Source organism: Lysinibacillus sp. BSL11, from assembly GCF_052928325.1.
Genome location: NZ_JAVGCX010000009.1, coordinates 78,660 through 97,348 on the forward strand (window position 1 = coordinate 78,660; position 18,689 = coordinate 97,348).

General features: G+C 38.2%; 24 protein-coding genes and 1 pseudogene. 16 read left to right on the plus strand and 9 right to left on the minus strand.

All coding sequences use genetic code 11. The annotated features are described in order from the left end of the window. Positions 1–2: 2 nt before the first annotated feature. Positions 3–1,385, minus strand: coding sequence for a MocR-like pyridoxine biosynthesis transcription factor PdxR (gene pdxR / locus RCJ95_RS12300; RefSeq protein WP_221683183.1), 1,383 nt, complete (start codon positions 1,383–1,385; stop codon positions 3–5). Positions 1,386–1,495: 110 nt separating this feature from the next. On the opposite strand from pdxR, the gene RCJ95_RS12305 reads away from it, so the two are divergent. Beyond that, entirely contained in the window at positions 1,496–1,936 is a 441-nt protein-coding gene (locus tag RCJ95_RS12305) for a GNAT family N-acetyltransferase (RefSeq protein ID WP_257521932.1), read from the plus strand. Between the two features lie 311 nt (positions 1,937–2,247). Here the strand turns inward: RCJ95_RS12305 and RCJ95_RS12310 are convergent, their stop codons facing one another. After that, a complete protein-coding gene (locus RCJ95_RS12310; protein WP_274772818.1) occupies positions 2,248–2,940 on the minus strand; it encodes a class I SAM-dependent methyltransferase in 693 nt (230 codons plus the stop codon). A 230-nt stretch (positions 2,941–3,170) separates the two neighbouring features. Between RCJ95_RS12310 and RCJ95_RS12315 the strand changes: the two genes are divergently transcribed. From RCJ95_RS12315 to RCJ95_RS12340, 6 genes are all read left to right on the plus strand, one after another. Beyond that, on the plus strand, positions 3,171–3,773 hold the full coding sequence (locus RCJ95_RS12315; protein WP_221683186.1) for a CPBP family intramembrane glutamic endopeptidase: 603 nt from the start codon (positions 3,171–3,173) through the stop codon (positions 3,771–3,773). A gap of 72 nt (positions 3,774–3,845) precedes the next feature. Further along, on the plus strand, positions 3,846–4,031 hold the full coding sequence (locus tag RCJ95_RS12320; protein ID WP_202341883.1) for a hypothetical protein: 186 nt from the start codon (positions 3,846–3,848) through the stop codon (positions 4,029–4,031). Next, positions 4,024–4,191, plus strand: coding sequence for a hypothetical protein (locus RCJ95_RS12325; protein ID WP_016993359.1), 168 nt, complete (start codon positions 4,024–4,026; stop codon positions 4,189–4,191). Before RCJ95_RS12320 ends, RCJ95_RS12325 begins: the two co-directional genes overlap by 8 nt. 8 nt (positions 4,192–4,199) lie before the next feature. Then, a complete protein-coding gene (locus RCJ95_RS12330) occupies positions 4,200–4,832 on the plus strand; it encodes a hypothetical protein (protein ID WP_257521934.1) in 633 nt (210 codons plus the stop codon). A gap of 77 nt (positions 4,833–4,909) precedes the next feature. Then, on the plus strand, positions 4,910–5,896 hold the full coding sequence (locus RCJ95_RS12335; protein ID WP_221683188.1) for a helix-turn-helix transcriptional regulator: 987 nt from the start codon (positions 4,910–4,912) through the stop codon (positions 5,894–5,896). 45 nt (positions 5,897–5,941) lie between these two features. Next, positions 5,942–6,571 (plus strand): type 1 glutamine amidotransferase family protein, encoded by a 630-nt coding sequence (locus RCJ95_RS12340; RefSeq protein ID WP_274772824.1) that lies wholly within the window; start codon positions 5,942–5,944, stop codon positions 6,569–6,571. Between the two features lie 54 nt (positions 6,572–6,625). Here RCJ95_RS12340 and RCJ95_RS12345 read toward each other — a convergent pair whose 3' ends face one another. After that, positions 6,626–7,123: a DUF1648 domain-containing protein gene (locus RCJ95_RS12345; protein ID WP_446722363.1), complete on the minus strand. Its 498-nt coding sequence runs from the start codon at positions 7,121–7,123 to the stop codon at positions 6,626–6,628. A 93-nt stretch (positions 7,124–7,216) separates the two neighbouring features. Here RCJ95_RS12345 and RCJ95_RS12350 point away from each other — a divergent pair, with 93 nt between their 5' ends. Further along, on the plus strand, positions 7,217–7,957 hold the full coding sequence (locus RCJ95_RS12350) for a sulfite exporter TauE/SafE family protein (protein ID WP_257521936.1): 741 nt from the start codon (positions 7,217–7,219) through the stop codon (positions 7,955–7,957). Positions 7,958–7,969: 12 nt separating this feature from the next. Next, positions 7,970–8,926, plus strand: a complete 957-nt coding sequence (locus RCJ95_RS12355) for a PD-(D/E)XK nuclease family protein (protein ID WP_103119067.1) — start codon at positions 7,970–7,972, stop codon at positions 8,924–8,926. A gap of 48 nt (positions 8,927–8,974) precedes the next feature. Here RCJ95_RS12355 and RCJ95_RS12360 read toward each other — a convergent pair. Beyond that, positions 8,975–9,166: pseudogene (locus tag RCJ95_RS12360) on the minus strand (tyrosine-type recombinase/integrase); the annotation flags it as partial. Between the two features lie 1,223 nt (positions 9,167–10,389). Between RCJ95_RS12360 and RCJ95_RS12365 the strand changes: the two are divergent. Then, positions 10,390–10,737 (plus strand): hypothetical protein, encoded by a 348-nt coding sequence (locus tag RCJ95_RS12365; RefSeq protein WP_313150717.1) that lies wholly within the window; start codon positions 10,390–10,392, stop codon positions 10,735–10,737. A 374-nt stretch (positions 10,738–11,111) separates the two neighbouring features. On the opposite strand, the gene RCJ95_RS12370 is transcribed toward RCJ95_RS12365, so the two are convergent. Continuing rightward, the gene (locus RCJ95_RS12370) at positions 11,112–11,345 is read right to left on the minus strand and encodes a DUF3923 family protein (protein ID WP_312130239.1); all 234 of its coding nucleotides are present in this window, start codon (positions 11,343–11,345) and stop codon (positions 11,112–11,114) included. A 224-nt stretch (positions 11,346–11,569) separates the two neighbouring features. Here RCJ95_RS12370 and RCJ95_RS12375 point away from each other — a divergent pair, with 224 nt between their 5' ends. The 3 genes from RCJ95_RS12375 (at position 11,570) to RCJ95_RS12385 (ending at position 13,842) form a co-directional block, all read left to right on the plus strand. Further along, positions 11,570–12,223: a hypothetical protein gene (locus RCJ95_RS12375; protein WP_221683193.1), complete on the plus strand. Its 654-nt coding sequence runs from the start codon at positions 11,570–11,572 to the stop codon at positions 12,221–12,223. A 126-nt stretch (positions 12,224–12,349) separates the two neighbouring features. Beyond that, on the plus strand, positions 12,350–12,502 hold the full coding sequence (locus RCJ95_RS12380) for a hypothetical protein (RefSeq protein ID WP_202341894.1): 153 nt from the start codon (positions 12,350–12,352) through the stop codon (positions 12,500–12,502). 179 nt (positions 12,503–12,681) lie between these two features. Further along, entirely contained in the window at positions 12,682–13,842 is a 1,161-nt protein-coding gene (locus RCJ95_RS12385) for an MFS transporter (protein WP_221683194.1), read from the plus strand. A gap of 341 nt (positions 13,843–14,183) precedes the next feature. Here the strand turns inward: RCJ95_RS12385 and RCJ95_RS12390 are convergent, their stop codons facing one another. The 3 genes from RCJ95_RS12390 to RCJ95_RS12400 form a co-directional block, all read right to left on the minus strand. Then, positions 14,184–15,350 (minus strand): Ger(x)C family spore germination protein, encoded by a 1,167-nt coding sequence (locus tag RCJ95_RS12390; RefSeq protein WP_221683195.1) that lies wholly within the window; start codon positions 15,348–15,350, stop codon positions 14,184–14,186. Positions 15,351–15,480: 130 nt separating this feature from the next. Then, positions 15,481–15,726, minus strand: a complete 246-nt coding sequence (locus RCJ95_RS12395; RefSeq protein ID WP_257521943.1) for a YkuS family protein — start codon at positions 15,724–15,726, stop codon at positions 15,481–15,483. Positions 15,727–15,806: 80 nt separating this feature from the next. After that, the gene (locus tag RCJ95_RS12400) at positions 15,807–16,784 is read right to left on the minus strand and encodes a dimethylarginine dimethylaminohydrolase family protein (RefSeq protein WP_446722364.1); all 978 of its coding nucleotides are present in this window, start codon (positions 16,782–16,784) and stop codon (positions 15,807–15,809) included. 118 nt (positions 16,785–16,902) lie between these two features. Here RCJ95_RS12400 and RCJ95_RS12405 point away from each other — a divergent pair, with 118 nt between their 5' ends. Beyond that, positions 16,903–17,100: a transmembrane Fragile-X-F protein gene (locus RCJ95_RS12405; RefSeq protein ID WP_221683196.1), complete on the plus strand. Its 198-nt coding sequence runs from the start codon at positions 16,903–16,905 to the stop codon at positions 17,098–17,100. Between the two features lie 136 nt (positions 17,101–17,236). Here RCJ95_RS12405 and RCJ95_RS12410 read toward each other — a convergent pair whose 3' ends face one another. Next, on the minus strand, positions 17,237–17,812 hold the full coding sequence (locus tag RCJ95_RS12410; protein ID WP_221683197.1) for an LOG family protein: 576 nt from the start codon (positions 17,810–17,812) through the stop codon (positions 17,237–17,239). Between the two features lie 64 nt (positions 17,813–17,876). On the opposite strand from RCJ95_RS12410, the gene RCJ95_RS12415 reads away from it, so the two are divergent. Beyond that, on the plus strand, positions 17,877–18,209 hold the full coding sequence (locus RCJ95_RS12415; RefSeq protein WP_370635396.1) for a MazG nucleotide pyrophosphohydrolase domain-containing protein: 333 nt from the start codon (positions 17,877–17,879) through the stop codon (positions 18,207–18,209). A 10-nt stretch (positions 18,210–18,219) separates the two neighbouring features. Beyond that, complete coding sequence (locus RCJ95_RS12420; RefSeq protein WP_221683198.1) at positions 18,220–18,663, plus strand: GNAT family N-acetyltransferase; 444 nt, start codon at positions 18,220–18,222, stop codon at positions 18,661–18,663. Positions 18,664–18,689: the final 26 nt, after the last annotated feature.

Consider the following 18,689-nt stretch of genomic DNA (forward strand, 5'->3'; position numbering starts at 1 on the left):
GGTTATGGCTGCCACGCCTCTTTTAACAGCTCAATCCCCAGCTTGATTTCTTCCAACGCTAATTTACTAAAGCCTAATTGCAGCATTGGTTCCTTATTTGTTTGATGGATAAAAAAGGGGCTTGTCGGATAAACCTTCACACCGTAAGTCGCCGCTCGTTGGATTAGCTGCTGCTCGGAAAGTGGAGACTTTATTTTCACTAATACATAGAGGCCTGATTGCTCGCCTAACACGGATATTTGCTGCCCAAAATGTCGTTGTAGCTCCTGTACAAGGTGCTGCATTTTTTGTTTATAGGTCAAACGCATTCGTTTAATATGGCGTGTCCATTCTCCCTGCGCCATAAATTGGGCCATAGTGCGTTGATGGAGGGACGAAGCATTTTGTTCAAAGTGAGCAAAACGCTCTTTATATGGCTGAACAAGTGCATTTGGTAGCACCATATAGCTTAAACGCACACCTGGTAAAAACGATTTTGAGAAGGTGCCGAGATAGATTACCCTTGATGAGTCGATGGAGGCCAGGGCAGGAAATGGCTGTTGCGTATAGCGAAACTCTCCATCATAATCATCCTCTAGAATATAACCATCGACTTGTTGAGCCCATTGTATTAAGGTCTGTCGCTGCTGAATAGACATGGACACTCCGTATGGGAAATGATGTGACGGGGTGACATACATTAAGCGTGATTGACAGCTTTGGAGTATATCAAGTTGAGCTCCTGTTTCCATTACAGGTAGTGACTCTATTTCGAAGTGATGTAACTGGAAGGCTTCACGTGCACCGTCATAGCCAGGGTCTTCCAAAAGAATGCTTGGAAAAGAATCTTTTAGTAAAAAGCCAAGATACAAGAGCATTTGCTGTGTGCTACTACCGATAATGATATTGTCGCTCGTTGTATAAACCCCTCTTGCTTGTAGTAAATACGGCACAAGCTGCTCCTTTAGCACTGATTCTCCAAACAGTTCTCCATATTCGTAACAGGTTGATTCCTGTAATACTTGATTGGCAATTTGGCGCCATGTTTTCATGGGAAAATGTTGCTGATCGACAGCCCCTGCGCGAAAATCTACAAGATAGGATGCAACCTTCTTTTTTGGCTGTGTCATAGGGGGCTGTTCCTGCTCCTTTAGAAAAACCTGCTCTAGTGCATTGACGAAATAGCCTTTTCGTCCCTCCCCACGTATGTATCCTTCTGCGACAAGCTGTTCATAAGCGGTTAATGTAGTATTACGACTGACCTGTAAAGTTTCTGCAAGTTTTCGTATGGAGGGCAGGGAATCATCTGTTTGAAGTGTACCTTGCGTAATAAGTACTTTAATTTGCTGATACACTTGCTTATATTTTGCCTCCTTTTCTGTTAATAGAAAGATAAAATCGTCCATAAGGCACCACCTTGACATGTTAAAATGTTTGGAACTGTTTCTTTTGAAATGTCAGATTATTTACTACCATCATACTAGAAGGACAATCAAAAGGAAATGGAGAGCATAACATGAAAATTTGTAAGGTGACACAGGAAACGATAGGAGAAGTAGTCCCATTATTTAATGCCTATCGTGAATTTTATGGACAATCATCTGATTTACAGCAAGCCGAGCAGTTTATACAGGAGCGAGTGATGGGAGGAGAGTCTATTATTTTTCTGGCATATTTGGAGGAGAAGCCAGTTGGATTTGCACAATTGTTTCCAGTCTTTTCATCTGTAGCTATGAAACGAGCGTTTCTCTTAAATGATTTATTTGTGGCGGAACAAGCCAGAAAACAAGGTATAGCACAGTCGTTGATGGAGCAATGCTATGCCTATTGTCAGCAGGAAGGTGCTCGTTACATGATGCTTGAAACCGCCAGAGATAATGTCCAAGCACAGAAGCTCTATGAAAAAATGGGCATGACGGTTGATGAAACTGTTTATTATTACAGTATTTATTGGTGATTTTTTTCGATGTGATGGGAGTTGGTGGAGAGCCCGCTCAAATGTGAGGAGAAAGTGATCCATCAGAAGGAGAACCCGCTCAAACATGAGGAGAAAGTGATCCATCAGAAGGAGAACCCGCTCAAACATGAGGAAAAGTGATCCAACTGAAGGAGAACCCGCTCAAACATGAGGAAAAGTGATCCAACTGAAGGAGAACCCGCTCAAACATGAGGAGAAAGTGATCCATCAGAAGAAGAGCCCGCTCAATGCCCTTTTATATCTAAACTTCAGCCCCCACCATTTATTGTGTAATGGAGGGGGCTTTGTGTTTAGGCGTGGCTCATCCATCCTGAGAAGAGACCTGAGGAGAAAAAGCGGGTAATGTTTTGAAAGCCCGCTTCACTTAATAGCTGTTGGATTTCTTGATCGGAGAGGAAGGAAATATTCATGATGCCCTTGCCCATGCTATCTACCTTTTCTTTTGTATAGCCGGCATCTAAAAAGTAGCTTTGCCATATTTTGATGCGATCTTGTAGTTCGTCACTTTCTCGATCTCCGTAGGCACATGCGAGGACAAAGGGCATTCCAGGTTTTAAGTGCTTGTGAATGTTTTGCAGTAGATGAAGTTTTTCCTGTCGATCTTCAATAAAATGAAGAACGAGGATACAGCTTGCTGCATCGAATTTCGGTGTTGATTGTGGCAAGCGCTCGATTGTTCCTTGTAGTAGCTGAACGCGACTTTCAATATCAAGTTGTACGGCTTTATGTTGTGCGATTTGGAGCATTTCCTCAGATAGGTCAACCCCAGTGAACTTCCATTTAGGGTTTGTTGGTCCCCATGCAGAAAGCTCGTTGCCCCCACCAGCTCCTACAACAAGTAGGGAAGCTTCTTGTTCCCATAAATGCATGCGGAAATAGGCTTGTGTCACGGCAAATAATGTGTCATAGGCAGGCACTGATATCCGCGTGCTTTGCTCATAAGTTCGTGCCTTTTCTAATAAATGTGTAGATAATGTACCCATTGTGATAGCCTCCAGTGTTTTAATGTCTCTATTACAGACCTTCAATGTCTGTAATAGAGTATAAATGAAAATAACTGAAAAGACAAAGGAGACCTCCGTAGACAGCAATTTTTATGTAAAGCATTTAAAAATTAATAATAAAGATAAACAATTTAATGTTTATCATTAAATTACTATTGAAAATAATGGTGCTTTCTTCTATGCTTGTAGTAAACAGGAGGGGAAATAAGATGATGAATAGTTTAATTAGTGCCATTTTGCAAGTGATGTTATTTTCGGTGATTCCATTTATTTGGTGGCTTTGCACAGCGAGAAAAAAACAGCCCTTTTTAACGTGGATAGGATTGCAAAAGCCGATTGTGTTGCACAAGGGAAGGTATGCCATGTACATTGTACTCTCCATTTTCGCGCTGTTTGTACCGAGCTTTGCGCTAATCTTTTTCTATATTGATCGCTCCTTACTAGCAGCGAATCAATTCGTGGGACTTGGAGCGACGGCAGTCATTCCAGCGCTTTTCTATGCCATTATTCAAACAGGTTTATCAGAGGAGCTATTATTTCGCGGCTTTTTATTAAAGAGAGTAATGAAGACTTTTGGCTTTCAAGTAGGTAATGTCGTGCAAAGTTTTGTTTTTGGCTGTGTTCATGGTGCCATGCTATGGTCGGTGCTTCCGCTTCATGTAATCTTATTAGTTGTGCTTACAACAGCGCTTGCTGGCTATGTGATGGGCTGGGTGAATGAACGAATTGCTGGGGGCTCTATTATTGCTAGCTGGAGTATCCATAGTATCGTAAATTTCATAGCGGCGTGCTTGTATATGTTTATATTTTGACTTATTTGCATTTCTTTGCTGTCACTTGCATAATAGGGCAGAGAAGATTTTTTCGTGAAGGGACGTGCAAGCATGACAGAGTGGCCTAAGGGAGTAGCAAAACCAGCAATTCGCGCATTACATGCCGCGGGCTATACAGAATTGAAGCAGCTAGAAAGAGTTGAGCTTTCTACATTAGCTCATCTTCATGGAATGGGTCCAAAAGCTTTAGCAGCGATTGAGGCGGCACTAAAGGAAAGTAGGGAACCTCGTGAATAAGCTGACATTATTTTTACTGGCGATGGTTGTCTATTATATCCTCGTTGTAGTCGTTATTAGCAAGCTGTTTATTATTCCTATTATGAAAGTGATGGCTCTTATCTTTTTTATAGGGGCAGGTTATATCTTTTCTCGTAAAATGCGTAGGAAATTACAGTAGGAGGTAATATGAAAATTGTTAAATTAACATTCTTTTATTTAGCTATTATTTTATTGGCATTGACGCTGTCCTTAGCGGGTGTTCGTCTATCCATCTCACTTGGAATATTTGCATTAATTGCGGTAGGGATGATTTATCGCCATATACATATTTTATATCGCACAAACAATATGGAGCAGGTAGATCAATGGGTAAAAAATCATCGAAAAGAGCCTATATTTGCTGCTCTCTATGCATCAGCTTACGGGACAAAAGAGGAACAGATTCAGGCAATCGATGTCATCATCCATCATTATAAGCAGCCAGCTATTAAGTACAATTACCTCTTTATTAAGGCGATTATGGAGGAGAATCTTGGAGCTGCTAAAGCAGCCGCAAGACAAATTGATAAGGAGCCTTTAACTAGCTATGCACTATGCTATATCGCTGCGCTTGAAGGTCGATCAGCCGATATGAGAAGTGATAAACTAACACAGCCGTGGATGCAACCTGCAATTGAAGCCATCTATGCCTATACAATAAAGGATCAGGCTAAGTTCCGCCAATTCGCAGATGACAGCATCCAACAAGCACGTGGCATACAGAAATACGCTTTAATACATAATTTTAAGCAAATGGAAGATGAATTGGTAAAGGCATAATCGAAGGGCTACTTGATAATAGTATCAGGTAGCCTGATTTTGTGTCAGAAATCATAAATTCAATGAGGTGGAAATGTTTGTCTAAAATAGATCATATGATGCAGATTTTATGGATGTTGAATTCAGGTAGGAAAATTACTGCGAAAGAAATTGCTGAAAAATTAGAGATAAATATCAGATCCGTTTACCGCTATATTAACTCACTTTCTGCCAGTGGTGTGCCAATTATAGCTGAAACAGGTCATCATGGGGGATATACCCTGTTGAATAATTTTATTAAAAGTCCTCTTATTTTTGATGTTGATGAGAAAGCGGCATTACTTCATGCTTCTATTTTTGCAAAAGAAGCTGGTTATTTTTTAGATGAGGCATTAAACAGTGCAACAGCAAAGCTTACAATGTATTCAAATCAGGAGCAAGAAAAAATGATTCAACAGCATTTACAAGGTTTCGAGATAATCGGTCCAACAGAAACCTCATTGGAGCCACTATTAAAAAAATTAGAAGAGAGTATAGTAAAGGAAACCTCTATAGAAATGGAATACCATACTAATAATGAAGAGCAATCTAAGTGTAGGGTGGTTAATCCATATGGTTTGGTTTATTGGAATCAAAACTGGTATATCGTTGCATTTTGTCATGTAAGAAATGAAATCCGTACTTTTAAAGTAGGCCGAATTAGCAGTCTGCATCAAACCGTCATCCCCTTCCAACGACCACAATCTTTCTCTGCCAGTGATTTTTTTATGGATAGCCTTTTTCCCCAAGATGAACATAAACAGAAGCTTGTGCCCTTCATCATTTGTGGAAAGACAAGTGCTGTGGATGCGATCAGTCAGCATTGGTTTTTAAAGTATCACCTCAAAGAACGCACCAATAAGAACGCAATATTTTTAGTAGATGAGGAAGCACTACATACATATGTACCCTATTTACTTTTTCCCTATGGAAAATCAATCCAAGTAGTAGAACCCATAAGTCTAAAGCAAAAGATAATTGACGTTCTATATGAGCTCATACATTTTTATGGAAATGAAAACTTTACTGACGGAGAATGTCAGTAAAGTTTTTTTATACTAAGCATAGTTTCAATAAAAGGAGTGTTTATTATGCAGACAAGAAAAGTGTATCTTTATGTATTTGATACGATGGCAGATTGGGAGATAGGGTATTTAATGGCAGAATTAAATACAGGTAGGTATTTTAAAAAGGGGCTAGAGCCTTTAGAGGTGATAACTATAGGGATTGATAGAAGTCCTGTTACGACAATGGGTGGCATCACCATACTTCCAACTATTGCCGTTGCTGAATGTCACTTGAATAGCATGGATGTCTTGATTCTTCCAGGAGGCAATACATGGCTAGAATCTATTCATGATCCTGTATTGAATAAAGTCTCAAAAGCGTTGAACGAAGAAGTTTTCATAGCTGCAATTTGTGGTGCAACGTTCGGTCTCGCAAAGCTTGGTTTGCTTGATACAAGACAACATACGAGCAACGATCTCGAATACTTGAAGATGCTTTGTCCACATTATATGGGGGATGAATATTTTAAACAGAAGCCAGCCATAACTGAGGGGAATTTAGTAACGGCATCTGGCATTGCACCGCTGAATTTTGCCTACCATGTTTTGAGGCTGCTCGATGTTTTTACACCAGAAACATTACATGCTTGGTATAAGCTTTATGAGACGCAGGAGAAAAAGTATTTTTATGAATTAATGACATCCATTGAATAATAATTAGTCTAAGAAGAGCATGTTCATTGTTAAAACATGCTCTCTTTTTTTACATTAACTTTTTTTATCCAACAAAATGCCTCGCACAATACCCATCATGAAGATGCCAAATAACAGCAGTAAAAATAGGTAAGCATGCCATTGTTGTAAAATACGTTCGCATCCTAAAGCCACCGTAAGATCATTGAAAAGGGAGTAGGTAAAATACAATAGAATACTATTTTTGATGAGACAAAACGTTAGGATGCCATTTTGTCGCTGTCTATGGGATAGCGGTGCTTTATTTTTACGCATCACAGGATAAGCGGCCTTTATCTCTAAATAGTGTAAAAGTAGAAAGAGCATAAGAGCGACAAAGGGTAAATAAAAAATAGCGATTTTTGGACCGAATTGGGCATGGTCACTCGTAAAGCTTTGCAAGACAGGAATCGTGGCTGGGAGCTTGCCATATTGAATAAGTGTAGCTGTAATACCAGCTAAAAAAATAGTCGCCACAATAACCGTTAGCTGGTGACAAAAGCGTGGTGTGGGTGTTTTTTGTTGTATATGCATCCTTGCTCCTCATTTCCATCATCATTGATAATAACAATCTGTTATACTGTATCATAGAATGTTTGCTTTTTGTGCTAGAGAAAGAAGGATATTATGGAATACTTATTGTTTTTACTAATTGGCATCATTGGGAATGTCATTGGTACGTTAGTTGGGGGTGGTGGCTTAATTACCTTGCCAACGATGATGCTAATGGGAGTACCCGTCCATTCTGCTATTGGCGCAAATAAAGTGTCCAATATGGTGAGTGCTTTTTCAAGTTTTTATACAATTTATCAACGTAAGGAATTAGCATGGAATGAAATGCGTTCGGTGTTACTTGTCTCTTTAATCGGAGGTACATTGGGGGGACTTTTCGCTTCATTCATGAGTAGTCAATCATTGACGTTCATTGCTATTATTTTACTTGGCTTTGCGCTTGTCATGTCCTTTATGGGTGGAGCTGATTTTGGCGACAAGGAACGTTTTACGATGAATCGAAAAAACGGTCCGATCCTTCTTGGGGTTGGCTTTTATGACGGTATGTTTGGTCCTGGCAGTAGTACATTGGCGCTTTATACATATGCACATGAGAAAATTTCCTATATTAAAGCAGTCGGGCTATCACGGGTAGGGGTATTTGCAATGTGCTCAGGAGCAGCGATTACCTATATTGCTACAGGGAAAATCGAATGGCCCTTAACACTTATTTTAATGATTGGCTCGACGATTGGTGCACAGATTGGGCTTGTGCTAGCCAGAAAAGTGAAAGCACATCAGGTAAAGCTTTTACTGCGCATTGTAACGATTGTGCTGATCATACAGCTTGTTTATGATTTCATCCATCAGTTTTAGGAGGTGATTGTCCTGTTTGAAATTTCACCCTATCCAACCTTTTCGTGGTCGCTATCGCGTCATAAAACATTGACAAGCTGCGCCCGCAAATACGGCTATGAATATTACTTTTCACATAACGGGTGGCTCAGTTACAATGTGGAGCCATATCATCAACAGGTGTATCGCTTAAAAAAGCTGCAATCGATGCCTATTTTATTTGGGCAAATTGTCCATCGATACATTGAGCAGGCCATTAATGATTATTTACAAACAGGAAAAGCTCCAACTGTAGAGGAGCTAATTCAATTGGGGCGCGGACAGCTGAATGCAGCCTTTATTGACTCCACTCGTCGTCTTGAATTTTGGAGGCAAAAACCGAATAAGTATTATATGATGCAGGAAATCTATTATCATGGCACCCTTTCTCCTGAGCTGGTGCAAGACTATAAAGAACGTTTACGACTTGTCTTTAATCATTTTTTGATGAGTGAAACATTTCAGCAAATTACCTCACAAAAAGGCTCTCTCCGTATCGGAGAACCAGAGCAATTCCGCTCCATGAAAATAGAAGATGTCCAGGTATTTGTTGTTATGGACTTTCATTATTATGATGAATTGAGGGATAAATGGATTATTGTTGACTGGAAGACCGGTGGAGAATCTGATGATGACCGTCAGCAATTAGCCCTCTACGCTTACTATGTTCAGCAAAAATACCGTGTGTCTCTAGCGCAAATCGAGGTCTATAATGAATATTTATTAACAGGCAAGCGCAAGAAATATAGTTTTACAGACATCGATATGGAGAATATTTTGTATACGTTTCAGCGCAGCGTTTTAGAAATGAAAAAGTATCAGGCTGATATTTTTTCCAACGAGCCCGTAGACATCGAGGACTTTGAACAAACCCAAGAAAAATGGCATTGTCGTGGCTGTAATTTTAGGGAGTTATGTGCGCAGAAATATGATGAAAAAATGAGCAAGTGACCAAAAAGTCATCGAAATGGTCACTTGCTTCATTTTTATCCTTTTTGGTTAAAGACTATATGTGTTTATTGTCATTTTTATATCAGAGTGACCGAGTTGCTCCTGTATGATCTTAAAATTTACATACCGACTGACCATAAATGAGGCATATGAATGTCGTAAAGCGTGAAAATTCAACTTTGGTAAACTGTACTTTTCAATAATTCTTCTCCAGGCAAGATTTATAGCAGCAGGTTTTGGTGGATTACCATCTGATTTTTTGTAAAGTTTAAGTTTAAGGGAGTTCCATCATCATCTTTTATCAGATTCCAAGCATCACTCTTTTCATTTTTTAGTTCCAAATAGCCATCAACAAATAACTTTAGTTCACGCATCAAACTCTTTGGGACGTTAACTAATCGAGGCTTTTTGTTTTTGGGGGGTAAAATTTTTAGTTTTCTAACTTCAATATCAAATTGAAGGGTTTTGTCTACATAGATACATGCACAGATTATGAAAATGGTTAAGTATAAATATGCTGAGGTGTAAATGAGTGATTGAAAGAAATCGTTCGGAAAGAGAGGGTGGGGTCATGAATAAATGTAAATGTGGTTCAACGGAGTTTCACTGTTATTTCCATCACGTTAGCAAGGGAATTAAGCGCTTCGGATACTTGAAATGCAATAATCGATATGAATTGTAAGAAGGCTCAATGATGAAATTGGAATTTACATAAATGAACAGTATTGGCAAAATCTTGGAGCGAAACTTTATATTATCTAGCATAAACAGTAAGTGTTAATCAATTGACGGATACTATCCTAAACTTAATGTAATGTTAAGTTGTAATTAAATTATAGAACCTATTGAATAATCGAGATATTATAGGAGTATCAAAAAGCGCACGGAAATGCGTACAACATTACAAAATAAACATGTTGCTTGTACGTGTATGTCGGCAACAAGCAAAGACCACTCGTTAAGGGTGGTCATTTTAGTTAGGATAAGATACTTGCTATGGCTATTATCCCCAAAATTGTTGCAATAGCATATCTTTATAAAGGTATAAATAGAATTTTAATTATCCCTACTTTAACATTTTCACACTTCCATTCATACTAATTATAATAACACAGAAATAAATATCATTAATGTAAAAATACACCTGAATAAATTGCAATTACTTCAGGAGGTGAACAGGTTGTTTGGGCATCAGTAAGTGCAGCCCAATCTGCTTCTGCTGGATATTATATTAAAGCAGATTATAGTAGATGGAGTCGTCCGGCTGTTTTTGGTGTATAAATGGTGACAAATTATAAAGAAGAAAAATACAACGCTGCTGGAAAACTTTTATCAACAACTTATAAAAACTATCCATGGGCTGATAGAACTTATGAGAAAATATTATATGAATATTAAAAAATAAAAAGATTCTAAAGAAGATGTGGGTTAATACCCTCATCTTTTTTGGCGGAGGAACAAATATGATAAAAAGAACAATTTTGTTATTATTAGTTACTCTTCTTCTGTTAACAGGGTGCAATGAACGAAATCAAGACAATATTTCTTTCCCTGTATTTAATTGGAACGGTCATAATTATATTGTTACTAATGAACCTATCCCAAATGATGAAATAGAAGAAAAAATCGGAGAAATAAAAGAACGAACAACAGATTTACCTACAAAACACGAAGAGGGTTACAGACTAGATACCGGAACAAATATATATAAAATAAGGGGAGTGGAAATTACGAATGATATTGATAGCAATATGGCGATAGAGATAGAAGGTGAATATAGAGTAGCGAGAATAATTGTTAACATAAAATAATATTATTTAGCTTATGCCATTTGATGCTCATTTTTGTTTGTTCAAGTGCAAGTAATGATATAAACTGTGTAGCTACTACTCCAACCATTCTCCAACTCTGCAAGTTTTTAACTCAACTTATAACATTGCGGTAATATTAACGAATTTCTAACGAAATATGAGACTTGGTGAAAAAGTTACACACCTATAATATTTTGATAAATTAAAGGATTCACATACACAAAAAAACTCAAACATTTTAGTTTGAGTTTTTTTGTACAGTAATAATTCAAGCTGGGATATTTATTTGATATGCATTGGTATTTCAGCTAGTAACAATATGTGCATCAAGGTGAAAAAGAAGCGAGTGCGCTAATATAGCCTCTCGCTTCTTTTTAAGTGATTTTCGTAAAGTGAGCTTTTGTGCTTTTTTTAATAAAGTAAAGAAAAATTAATTGCACAAGTAAAACGATTAGAAACATGATGCCCAAAATAATGAATGAAACCATTTTCACTTCAGGTGTTTGCACAATCCCTGCACCATCAACATTTCTTGCCCCAATAAATACGGCGATGCCAGAAAAGATCAATAACCATACAATATTTACAGCCCACCAAATTATTTTCATACCCAATATGAACCCTCCTTCTTCTTGTAATTCCCTAGGGAGCTTAATTATAGCGATTTACCTTAAATTTGGAAATGCCCTATACACGGTCCTACATCTCAGCCTACAGACGGATTGAATATTTTTAAAATAGAAGTTTTTCACAGACTTCATTCCTTGTTTAGGGGATATATGGTAAATTTGGTATGTGCATATTAGGTATTACCTTAGAAAGGAGGCAGCATATGATGAACAATAAAAAGACGTTTATAGGGTCAATCGTTATGTTGGGTATTTGTATGTGTCTGTTTTTTCCGTATCCTTACAATGAAGCGATGATGGCACATACTACCTTCATGTCAATTCCGATCGAAACACAAGATGGATATGTGTTACTTGGCATCTTTGGCTCGATTTTATTTATAATTGCTATGATTTTACTACTTAGGAGCATAAACAAATATCATTTTCGAATATTTGTCATGGTAGTATTACTCTATTCTTTTTTACCCCATTTGCTCATCATGGCATACCAAGAAACCTTTGCTAGTGGCATTATGGCCATTTCATACAAAGGGGATGGAGAATGTCGGTTTGATATGGTGGGAAAAGACTTAATGAATGGGGAATGTACCATTGTTCTACATAATCGAAGCAATGAAGCTGTGTCCTTTGATTTACAATTTATCGATACGGATTTTTTTAAAGGCGATAAGCGGATGAATTCACTGATGAATATAGCAGGGCCATATCATGTGACCATCGAGGCCAATCGTGAAAAAGCTATTCATCTAAAGGAAATACTTGATTTAACAGATGTTCCTAATCATATAGAGGGAGGTAGCTCCTCCAAGGTGCATGTTCAATTAATTGACGGTGACAAGGAAAGAACTTTATAAATAGTCGATGCGTGGAAAATATTTTGCGTCTAATACATAGTTTCAACGTTGCATTTGCTTTTATGGTAAAGTTGTATTAAATTATAGTAAGCTATGAATTGATCTTGAGAGAGGAGGCGAAAAGTCATGGAAACGATTTTCAGAAGAACGGCGATTGAGGTAAAGACATTTTTACAATTAGATGATTTAGGCTCAAAGGGACCAGTCTGTGGTTTTTTAAGAAAACAGCATAGTGAAGGTAGTAACCGGAAGCTTTTTGCCTTTGTTAGTCATGTGTGAAAAATGACTTTTTAACCATACAAAGTAATTGGTAGACGCCGGTTTTATGGCGTCTTTTTTGTTGTGATAAAACGGAGAGAGGGTGAGTGAATTGCTAAAAAAACTAAGACAATTAAGGAATGTTGCAGTGTTCCAAGCGCTTCTAATTTAGAAAAATAATTAGAAGCGAGGAATTAACTATGAAAAAACAGCCAATTTTTACTTCATCATTTCTTTTTCTATTTATAAGTAATTTTTTCATTTTTATAGGATTTGAAATGCTATTACCTATTTTACCAGCCTATTTATTAAGCATAAACGCCAATCCGATGCAAGTAGGCTTGGTGACGACGGTATTTACACTAGGTGCCATTACGATAAGACCTTTTGTAGGGTACTATTTAATGGATCATAAGCGGAAAAAACTAGCGATTGTGGCAAGTATAGCATTACTAATAATTACAATGCTGTATCCATTGCTTCACACGATTTGGATTTTCCTATTACTTCGACTTTTCCATGGAACAGCGTGGGGTGTATCCACGACAGCCAATAGTACAATGGCTGTAGATAGTATCCCTAAAGCTCGATTAGGAGAGGGGATGGGCTATTTCTCGGTATCCACAACCGTGGGAGCGATTGTTGCACCAAGTCTCGGGATTCTTATTTACAGTACCTTTTCTTTTCACACGCTGATTTGGTCATCAGCCTTACTAAGCCTTTTTGCGATCATAATGCTTTCATTTGTGCATGCCACGGCACCTACTCAAAATGACAAGCAGCCATTTCGATTTATGGAAGCGATATTTGAAAAAGAAGTAAGGTTTCAGGCATTATTGACTGTTGTGACGACGCTTGGTTTCGGCGCCATCATTACATTTTTAGTTCTTTTTGGTGAACAAAAGGGATTACAACATATTTTCCTATTCTTTCTTATCAACGCAATTGTTTCCACGTTAATACGTCCTTTTACAGGGAAATGGTTTGATAAGCATGGACCATGGTCGATCATTATTGTATCAGCGATTTTCGGTTTTCTATCATTAATCGTGTTATCCTATACTACAAATAATTTCACTTTGATTTTCGCTGCGATTTTATTTGGTACAGGCTATGGCACCATTATGCCGTGCCTACAAACTTGGGCTGTTCAAAAAGTAAGTGAAGCCAAAAGTGGTGCAGCCAATGCCACTTTTCTTTCCAGCTTTGATGTTGGGGTCGGTATGAGCGCATTTATCTTAGGGATTTTAGCTGAGTGGATAAGTGTAGAAATGATTTTCCGACTTGTTAGCCTAAGCTTCCTTCTTGTCGCTCTGTTAGTCTACCGGGATTACATTCTTAATAAGAAAACAAACCATTAATACAGGAAGAAGGACCAGTCTCAAGTGCTGGTCCATTTTTCTTTGAACTATAAAACGTATTGGATCTTTAGCCCTAATAAACTTGCCAAATTTAATACTCTCTAGAGGTTTGGAGGTTTAATGATTGTCCCATTCCAATTGTTTAATTCTAGCACAAGGCTTCGATCTACCGTTATTTTACATAATATAGCTTCTTTGTTCGCCAAAAATATTCCTCCAAACCTTTTTATCATCGTCTTGATTTCCTGTCTGTTAAAAGTTTCCTAAATCTTTTCCATTAATAGAGCATGACAAGATGGCCATAAGAAAGAGACCATGCCATTTTGGATGGTCTCTACCTATTATTCAGTAATCGTTTCTGCAAATGTTTTACGGCCAGGGCTTACTTTATTAATATGAATATCGATTTTGCTAATGGAATCTTTGCTTAAAGGAATTTTGCCATCCTTCTCTAATCTCTTCCAAGCCTTTACATTACTACGATAGAGATATTCGGATAGGCGAAAGATATCCGCATCTATTTTTAGTCCTTCTTCAAAGGTAGTTAGGATTTCTTCCTTGACGGCTTTTTCTACTTTTTTTCTTACCTGATTGGGTGTCAGCTTCCCTTTAAAACCATTTAAAATCGTATCGAACTTTAAATTTACTTCAAACTTTACATCATTACCTTTCACAATTGGCTTGACTTTAACATCTAGCTTTTTAATATCGACGGTTAAGTAATCACTTTTTTCATTATTTTCTAATTCGACGGTGATTTCTCCTTGCTTTGTTTCATCATTCATCCACTCTATTCCACGTGCAGATTTGCCTTTAATATAGCCTTTAAAACTATCCTTTGAAAGAATACCAACGCCAGCAAAAAAGGTTTCTTTTTTGGGGCCATCCATTGTCTCCCAGTTTTCGTTGACGGTTACATAAGGAATTTTCATTTCGTGGTTGGGCTCATTTAAGCCAATGACGAGCTGTCTTAAAGTAACAGGCTCTACAAATGACTCCTGCTTCGCTGTATTTTTAGGATTACTTAATTTGGCGGCAGTTGGTGATTTCTCTAACAATGGAGAAACTAATAAAACATCCTCAATAGGATCTTGGGTACAGTAAACCCAAATATGATATCTTGTCTCTCGAAAGCGTAGAAAAGTATCAATAACCGCAATCGCATGTTCAGCTTTCATAGCACTCTCTGAGAAGAGAAGAAAGGTCATATGTCCCCAAAATACTTCTTGGTCCATTGAACGATACAATTTGTAAATGGCTTCTTCTATTGTCTTACCCTTGGCTTGACCAATTTCGGTAGGTGCTGCATTAGGGTTAGCTGATTCTGTTTTCGCTACGTTAGCAAAGTTGATAATTTGTAAGTATGCTGTATATTCATTATCCTTATAGTCAACCCCCACACCTTGTACGTAATACATTCGTTGTGGCTCTGTTACATCCCAACAGCCGGATAGCAGTAGTGTAGTCGTCAGCATTAAAATAACAATTGCAATCTGTTTTTGGCTCATATATCTCCCTACTTTTTGAAGTTCGTGTATATTAGTTTGTACAAGAACGCAAGGTATTATAAGTAGAGACCATTTAGTATGTAGGAAGTGCTGCTCTCGTCAAAATGACGTAAAGACAGCACTAATGATTTTAGTGGAAATATTTTTGGACGCGTTCAACGACCTCGTTTGCCGATAGTCCATCCGCATCAATCACAGGACCTTCCATAACTGGATCACTCATTCCCATGACATCACGATCCTGACCTGTAATAATACAAGCATCACATTTTTTCGCATCCTCTTCATTGCGAAGCTGGATGACTTCATAGCCTTGTGCTTTTAAAGCATCCTCGATATTCGTTAATGATTGTTCTACACCAATAATTCTAGACATTTCTTGTCCACCTCCTACAAGTAATGTGCCATTTCAGGTTGCTCATTATTCATACTATTTTTTAGTGGGAGAGATAATTGCTAGAGATCCGTGCGTAATAGGGGTTGTGTACTACATCTAAAAGAACCGCCTAAGCTTCGAGAAATCGTAAAGTCAACAGATTCTACGGTGATACCTCTCTTCGCTAACTGCTCGCCAATCCATGTAAATTCTTTGTCTGTAATATAGACTTTTTCATTATTAGGTAAACCGTTAGTAGCAAGTTTTGCGGCATCCTCTAGGGAAACGTGAATTTTATCCCAATCTCTTAGCTGTTCGGGAATACCATCAATGAGTGCTTCCTCGCAGACAATCATTAGACCCTCTCTAACGAGGCTAAGCGCACAGTCAAGATGAAGAATGGTTGGATGAAGTGGCACTTCAACCACCGTATAATCAAAGTTACTTGCTAAATTACGCAACCATTGCACACCATTTTTATTGGAGGCTAGTCCTGAATTTCCGACGAAAATCGTTTTATCTAACACTAACACATCGCCGCCCTCTATAAACGGGCCAGCTTCAGAATCAAAACCATCTGCCATATCAGGCTTTGGAATGGAGACATAGAAACATTGATTTTCGTTTGCTTCCTGTACTAAAAGATTGCGTACGGGCAAAATTTCGTTGCGTCTATGTGGGAATCGAAGGGAGCCCTCGATTAAGAAATGGCCGATAGTGAAAAAGGGATCGCGAACAAAGAAATTGCTATAGCCATCTTCTTTTCCTACTTCTTTTTCATAGTCTGTTAAACGTCTTGGTACTTGTACTTCTACCCCATATTTTTCTAATACTTTTTTTAAATTTGCTCGTTCTAATTCCCATTGCTGCTGTCTTTCTGGAAAGACATCTTTAAAATTTTTACCGAGTGTATCAACGCTTGCATAAAGAGCTAAAGTTTCTTCTGTTAAAAATTCATCATCTGGTGGAGCCTCCTTAGCTGGAAAAGCAAATTCCGATTGCGCCATGACAACTCGTTTTAAAGGGGCAAACTCGCTTTTTACAAAAATATTCGTCATCTTACTGTCTCCTGTTGTATGATTTAGAAAAAATAGTGAAAATGTTTCCTGCGATGTTCCTTATCGTAAGGTATATGGTTCCTATATAGTCAAGAATGGGCAGTAAGGTGGTGAAAAGATGGGCATTGCAGAGGTGTTGACTATTGTCTTTGTCGTATTAAAGCTAACAGAAGTGATTACATGGTCGTGGTGGTTCGTCTTATTCCCAGCGATTCTTTCGTTTAGTCTGTATGCCATTATTGGGGTGGTGAAGCTTGGGATGGTATTGATTGCTGTGGTAGCAGTGAAAAAGAGGGAAAAGAAGGCGGACTTATGAAATCATAGTAGCCAAATCTCTAGTAATCTGAACGACCGGATCCATCTTTTGTTTTGCATAGTAACGTAGGATAGTATTGGGGATTAGGTAAGAAAAAGGTGAGGTTAGTCCAATTAGGTCCAACCTCACCACGTTATTATTTGCTTAATTCATAGGTTTTCACAGCTGGAGGAACAAAGCTTTCGCATTTATCTAATAGGGCTGCTGCGTCCTCATCAACAATAAGTGCCTCACGATATTGGGCTTTTAAAAATTGTTCATTTTGCATATGGTCAAAGAATGATATTAATAAATCAAAATAGCGTTCCAAATTGAAAATAGCACAAGGTTTTTGAAGCAGACCGATTTGATTCCACGTAAATACTTCAAAAAATTCCTCTAATGTTCCAGGTCCACCAGGAAGGGCAATAAAGCCATCTGCTAATTCCATCATTTTACTTTTACGTTCATGCATCGTCTTTACAACAATCAGCTCTGTCAGCTGTTGATGCGCAATTTCACGTTCTTCTAATAATGTCGGAATCACCCCAATGACCTTGCCGCCTTCTTCTAGCACTGTATTCGCTACTGTTGCCATGATGCCTACAGAAGCACCACCATAAATAAGCGTAATTTGTCTTTTAGCTAATTCTTTTCCTAGTAAAATCGCTCCTTGACGATAAGCGTCGGAAGCCCCTAGACTGGATCCACAAAATACGGCAATACTTTTCATAGCTGATTTCCTCCATATCTGATCGAATTCTTTTATAGTATAATTTATTTTGAAGAGGAAGGAAATGGAGGAAGTAGAATTGGAACTAAATGACTTTCAACGCTGGGTAAAGGATTACTATGAAGCACGTGGCTGGTCAGAGCTTAATATTTTTACACGTATTGGCTTCTTGGCAGAAGAAACAGGTGAGGTAGCAAGGGCGATTCGAGCAATCGAGATTGGTAGAGATCGACCAGATGAAAAAACACAATCCTTTGAAGAAAATAAGCAGGAGCTAATTGAAGAGCTAGGGGATGTCCTAGGAAATCTTATCGTGATTGCTAATCAGTACGATATTCCATTAGAAAAAATATTTGCAGCTCATCAAGACAAGCTGATAAAGCGTTATCAGGAATAGGAGGAGCGAGATGGAATATCAAGTAGAGGTTTTACGGGAACAGCATGAGGATTTTACGAATTTTTTAAGCGAAAAAATTCGTGCCTATAATAATGAGCAATCTCCTCATCATCGTGAAAGTAGAAAGAAGGATGCGGTTCTTCCTTTACAGTTAATCGTCACAGATCAGCAGCAGCAATGGATAGGTGGTATAACAGCTGAAGTCTACTGGGGATGGGTAGAAATACATAAATTTTGGTTTAGTGAAGAATATCGTGGAAAGGGAATGGGCACAAAACTCTTAGCTCAGGCAGAGTTAGTAGCCAAGGACATGGGGGCAACAAAAGCCCTACTGACAACCTACGAGTTTCAAGCGCGTTCCTTTTATGAGGCTCATGGCTATCAAGTAGTGGGAGAAATTAAAGATTATCCACCAGGCAGTAGCTACTATACGATGGTGAAAGTGCTTCCTTAACAATAGGCTGTCTAAGGAAATAGATA

Bases quoted from the DNA above. Each gene is read 5' to 3' on its own strand.
- RCJ95_RS12400 (WP_446722364.1), bottom strand. From the start codon at position 16,784: ATGACGAATATTTTTGTAAAAAGCGAGTTTGCCCCTTTAAAACGAGTT.
- RCJ95_RS12375 (WP_221683193.1), top strand. From the start codon at position 11,570: ATGATGAACAATAAAAAGACGTTTATAGGGTCAATCGTTATGTTGGGT.
- RCJ95_RS12390 (WP_221683195.1), bottom strand. From the start codon at position 15,350: ATGAGCCAAAAACAGATTGCAATTGTTATTTTAATGCTGACGACTACA.
- RCJ95_RS12415 (WP_370635396.1), top strand. From the start codon at position 17,877: ATGGAGGAAGTAGAATTGGAACTAAATGACTTTCAACGCTGGGTAAAG.
- RCJ95_RS12315 (WP_221683186.1), top strand. From the start codon at position 3,171: ATGATGAATAGTTTAATTAGTGCCATTTTGCAAGTGATGTTATTTTCG.
- RCJ95_RS12310 (WP_274772818.1), bottom strand. From the start codon at position 2,940: ATGGGTACATTATCTACACATTTATTAGAAAAGGCACGAACTTATGAG.
- RCJ95_RS12365 (WP_313150717.1), top strand. From the start codon at position 10,390: ATGATAAAAAGAACAATTTTGTTATTATTAGTTACTCTTCTTCTGTTA.
- pdxR (WP_221683183.1), bottom strand. From the start codon at position 1,385: ATGGACGATTTTATCTTTCTATTAACAGAAAAGGAGGCAAAATATAAG.
- RCJ95_RS12405 (WP_221683196.1), top strand. From the start codon at position 16,903: ATGGGCATTGCAGAGGTGTTGACTATTGTCTTTGTCGTATTAAAGCTA.
- RCJ95_RS12320 (WP_202341883.1), top strand. From the start codon at position 3,846: ATGACAGAGTGGCCTAAGGGAGTAGCAAAACCAGCAATTCGCGCATTA.
- RCJ95_RS12330 (WP_257521934.1), top strand. From the start codon at position 4,200: ATGAAAATTGTTAAATTAACATTCTTTTATTTAGCTATTATTTTATTG.
- RCJ95_RS12340 (WP_274772824.1), top strand. From the start codon at position 5,942: ATGCAGACAAGAAAAGTGTATCTTTATGTATTTGATACGATGGCAGAT.
- RCJ95_RS12370 (WP_312130239.1), bottom strand. From the start codon at position 11,345: ATGAAAATAATTTGGTGGGCTGTAAATATTGTATGGTTATTGATCTTT.
- RCJ95_RS12305 (WP_257521932.1), top strand. From the start codon at position 1,496: ATGAAAATTTGTAAGGTGACACAGGAAACGATAGGAGAAGTAGTCCCA.
- RCJ95_RS12345 (WP_446722363.1), bottom strand. From the start codon at position 7,123: ATGCATATACAACAAAAAACACCCACACCACGCTTTTGTCACCAGCTA.
- RCJ95_RS12410 (WP_221683197.1), bottom strand. From the start codon at position 17,812: ATGAAAAGTATTGCCGTATTTTGTGGATCCAGTCTAGGGGCTTCCGAC.
- RCJ95_RS12420 (WP_221683198.1), top strand. From the start codon at position 18,220: ATGGAATATCAAGTAGAGGTTTTACGGGAACAGCATGAGGATTTTACG.
- RCJ95_RS12350 (WP_257521936.1), top strand. From the start codon at position 7,217: ATGGAATACTTATTGTTTTTACTAATTGGCATCATTGGGAATGTCATT.
- RCJ95_RS12385 (WP_221683194.1), top strand. From the start codon at position 12,682: ATGAAAAAACAGCCAATTTTTACTTCATCATTTCTTTTTCTATTTATA.
- RCJ95_RS12380 (WP_202341894.1), top strand. From the start codon at position 12,350: ATGGAAACGATTTTCAGAAGAACGGCGATTGAGGTAAAGACATTTTTA.
- RCJ95_RS12395 (WP_257521943.1), bottom strand. From the start codon at position 15,726: ATGTCTAGAATTATTGGTGTAGAACAATCATTAACGAATATCGAGGAT.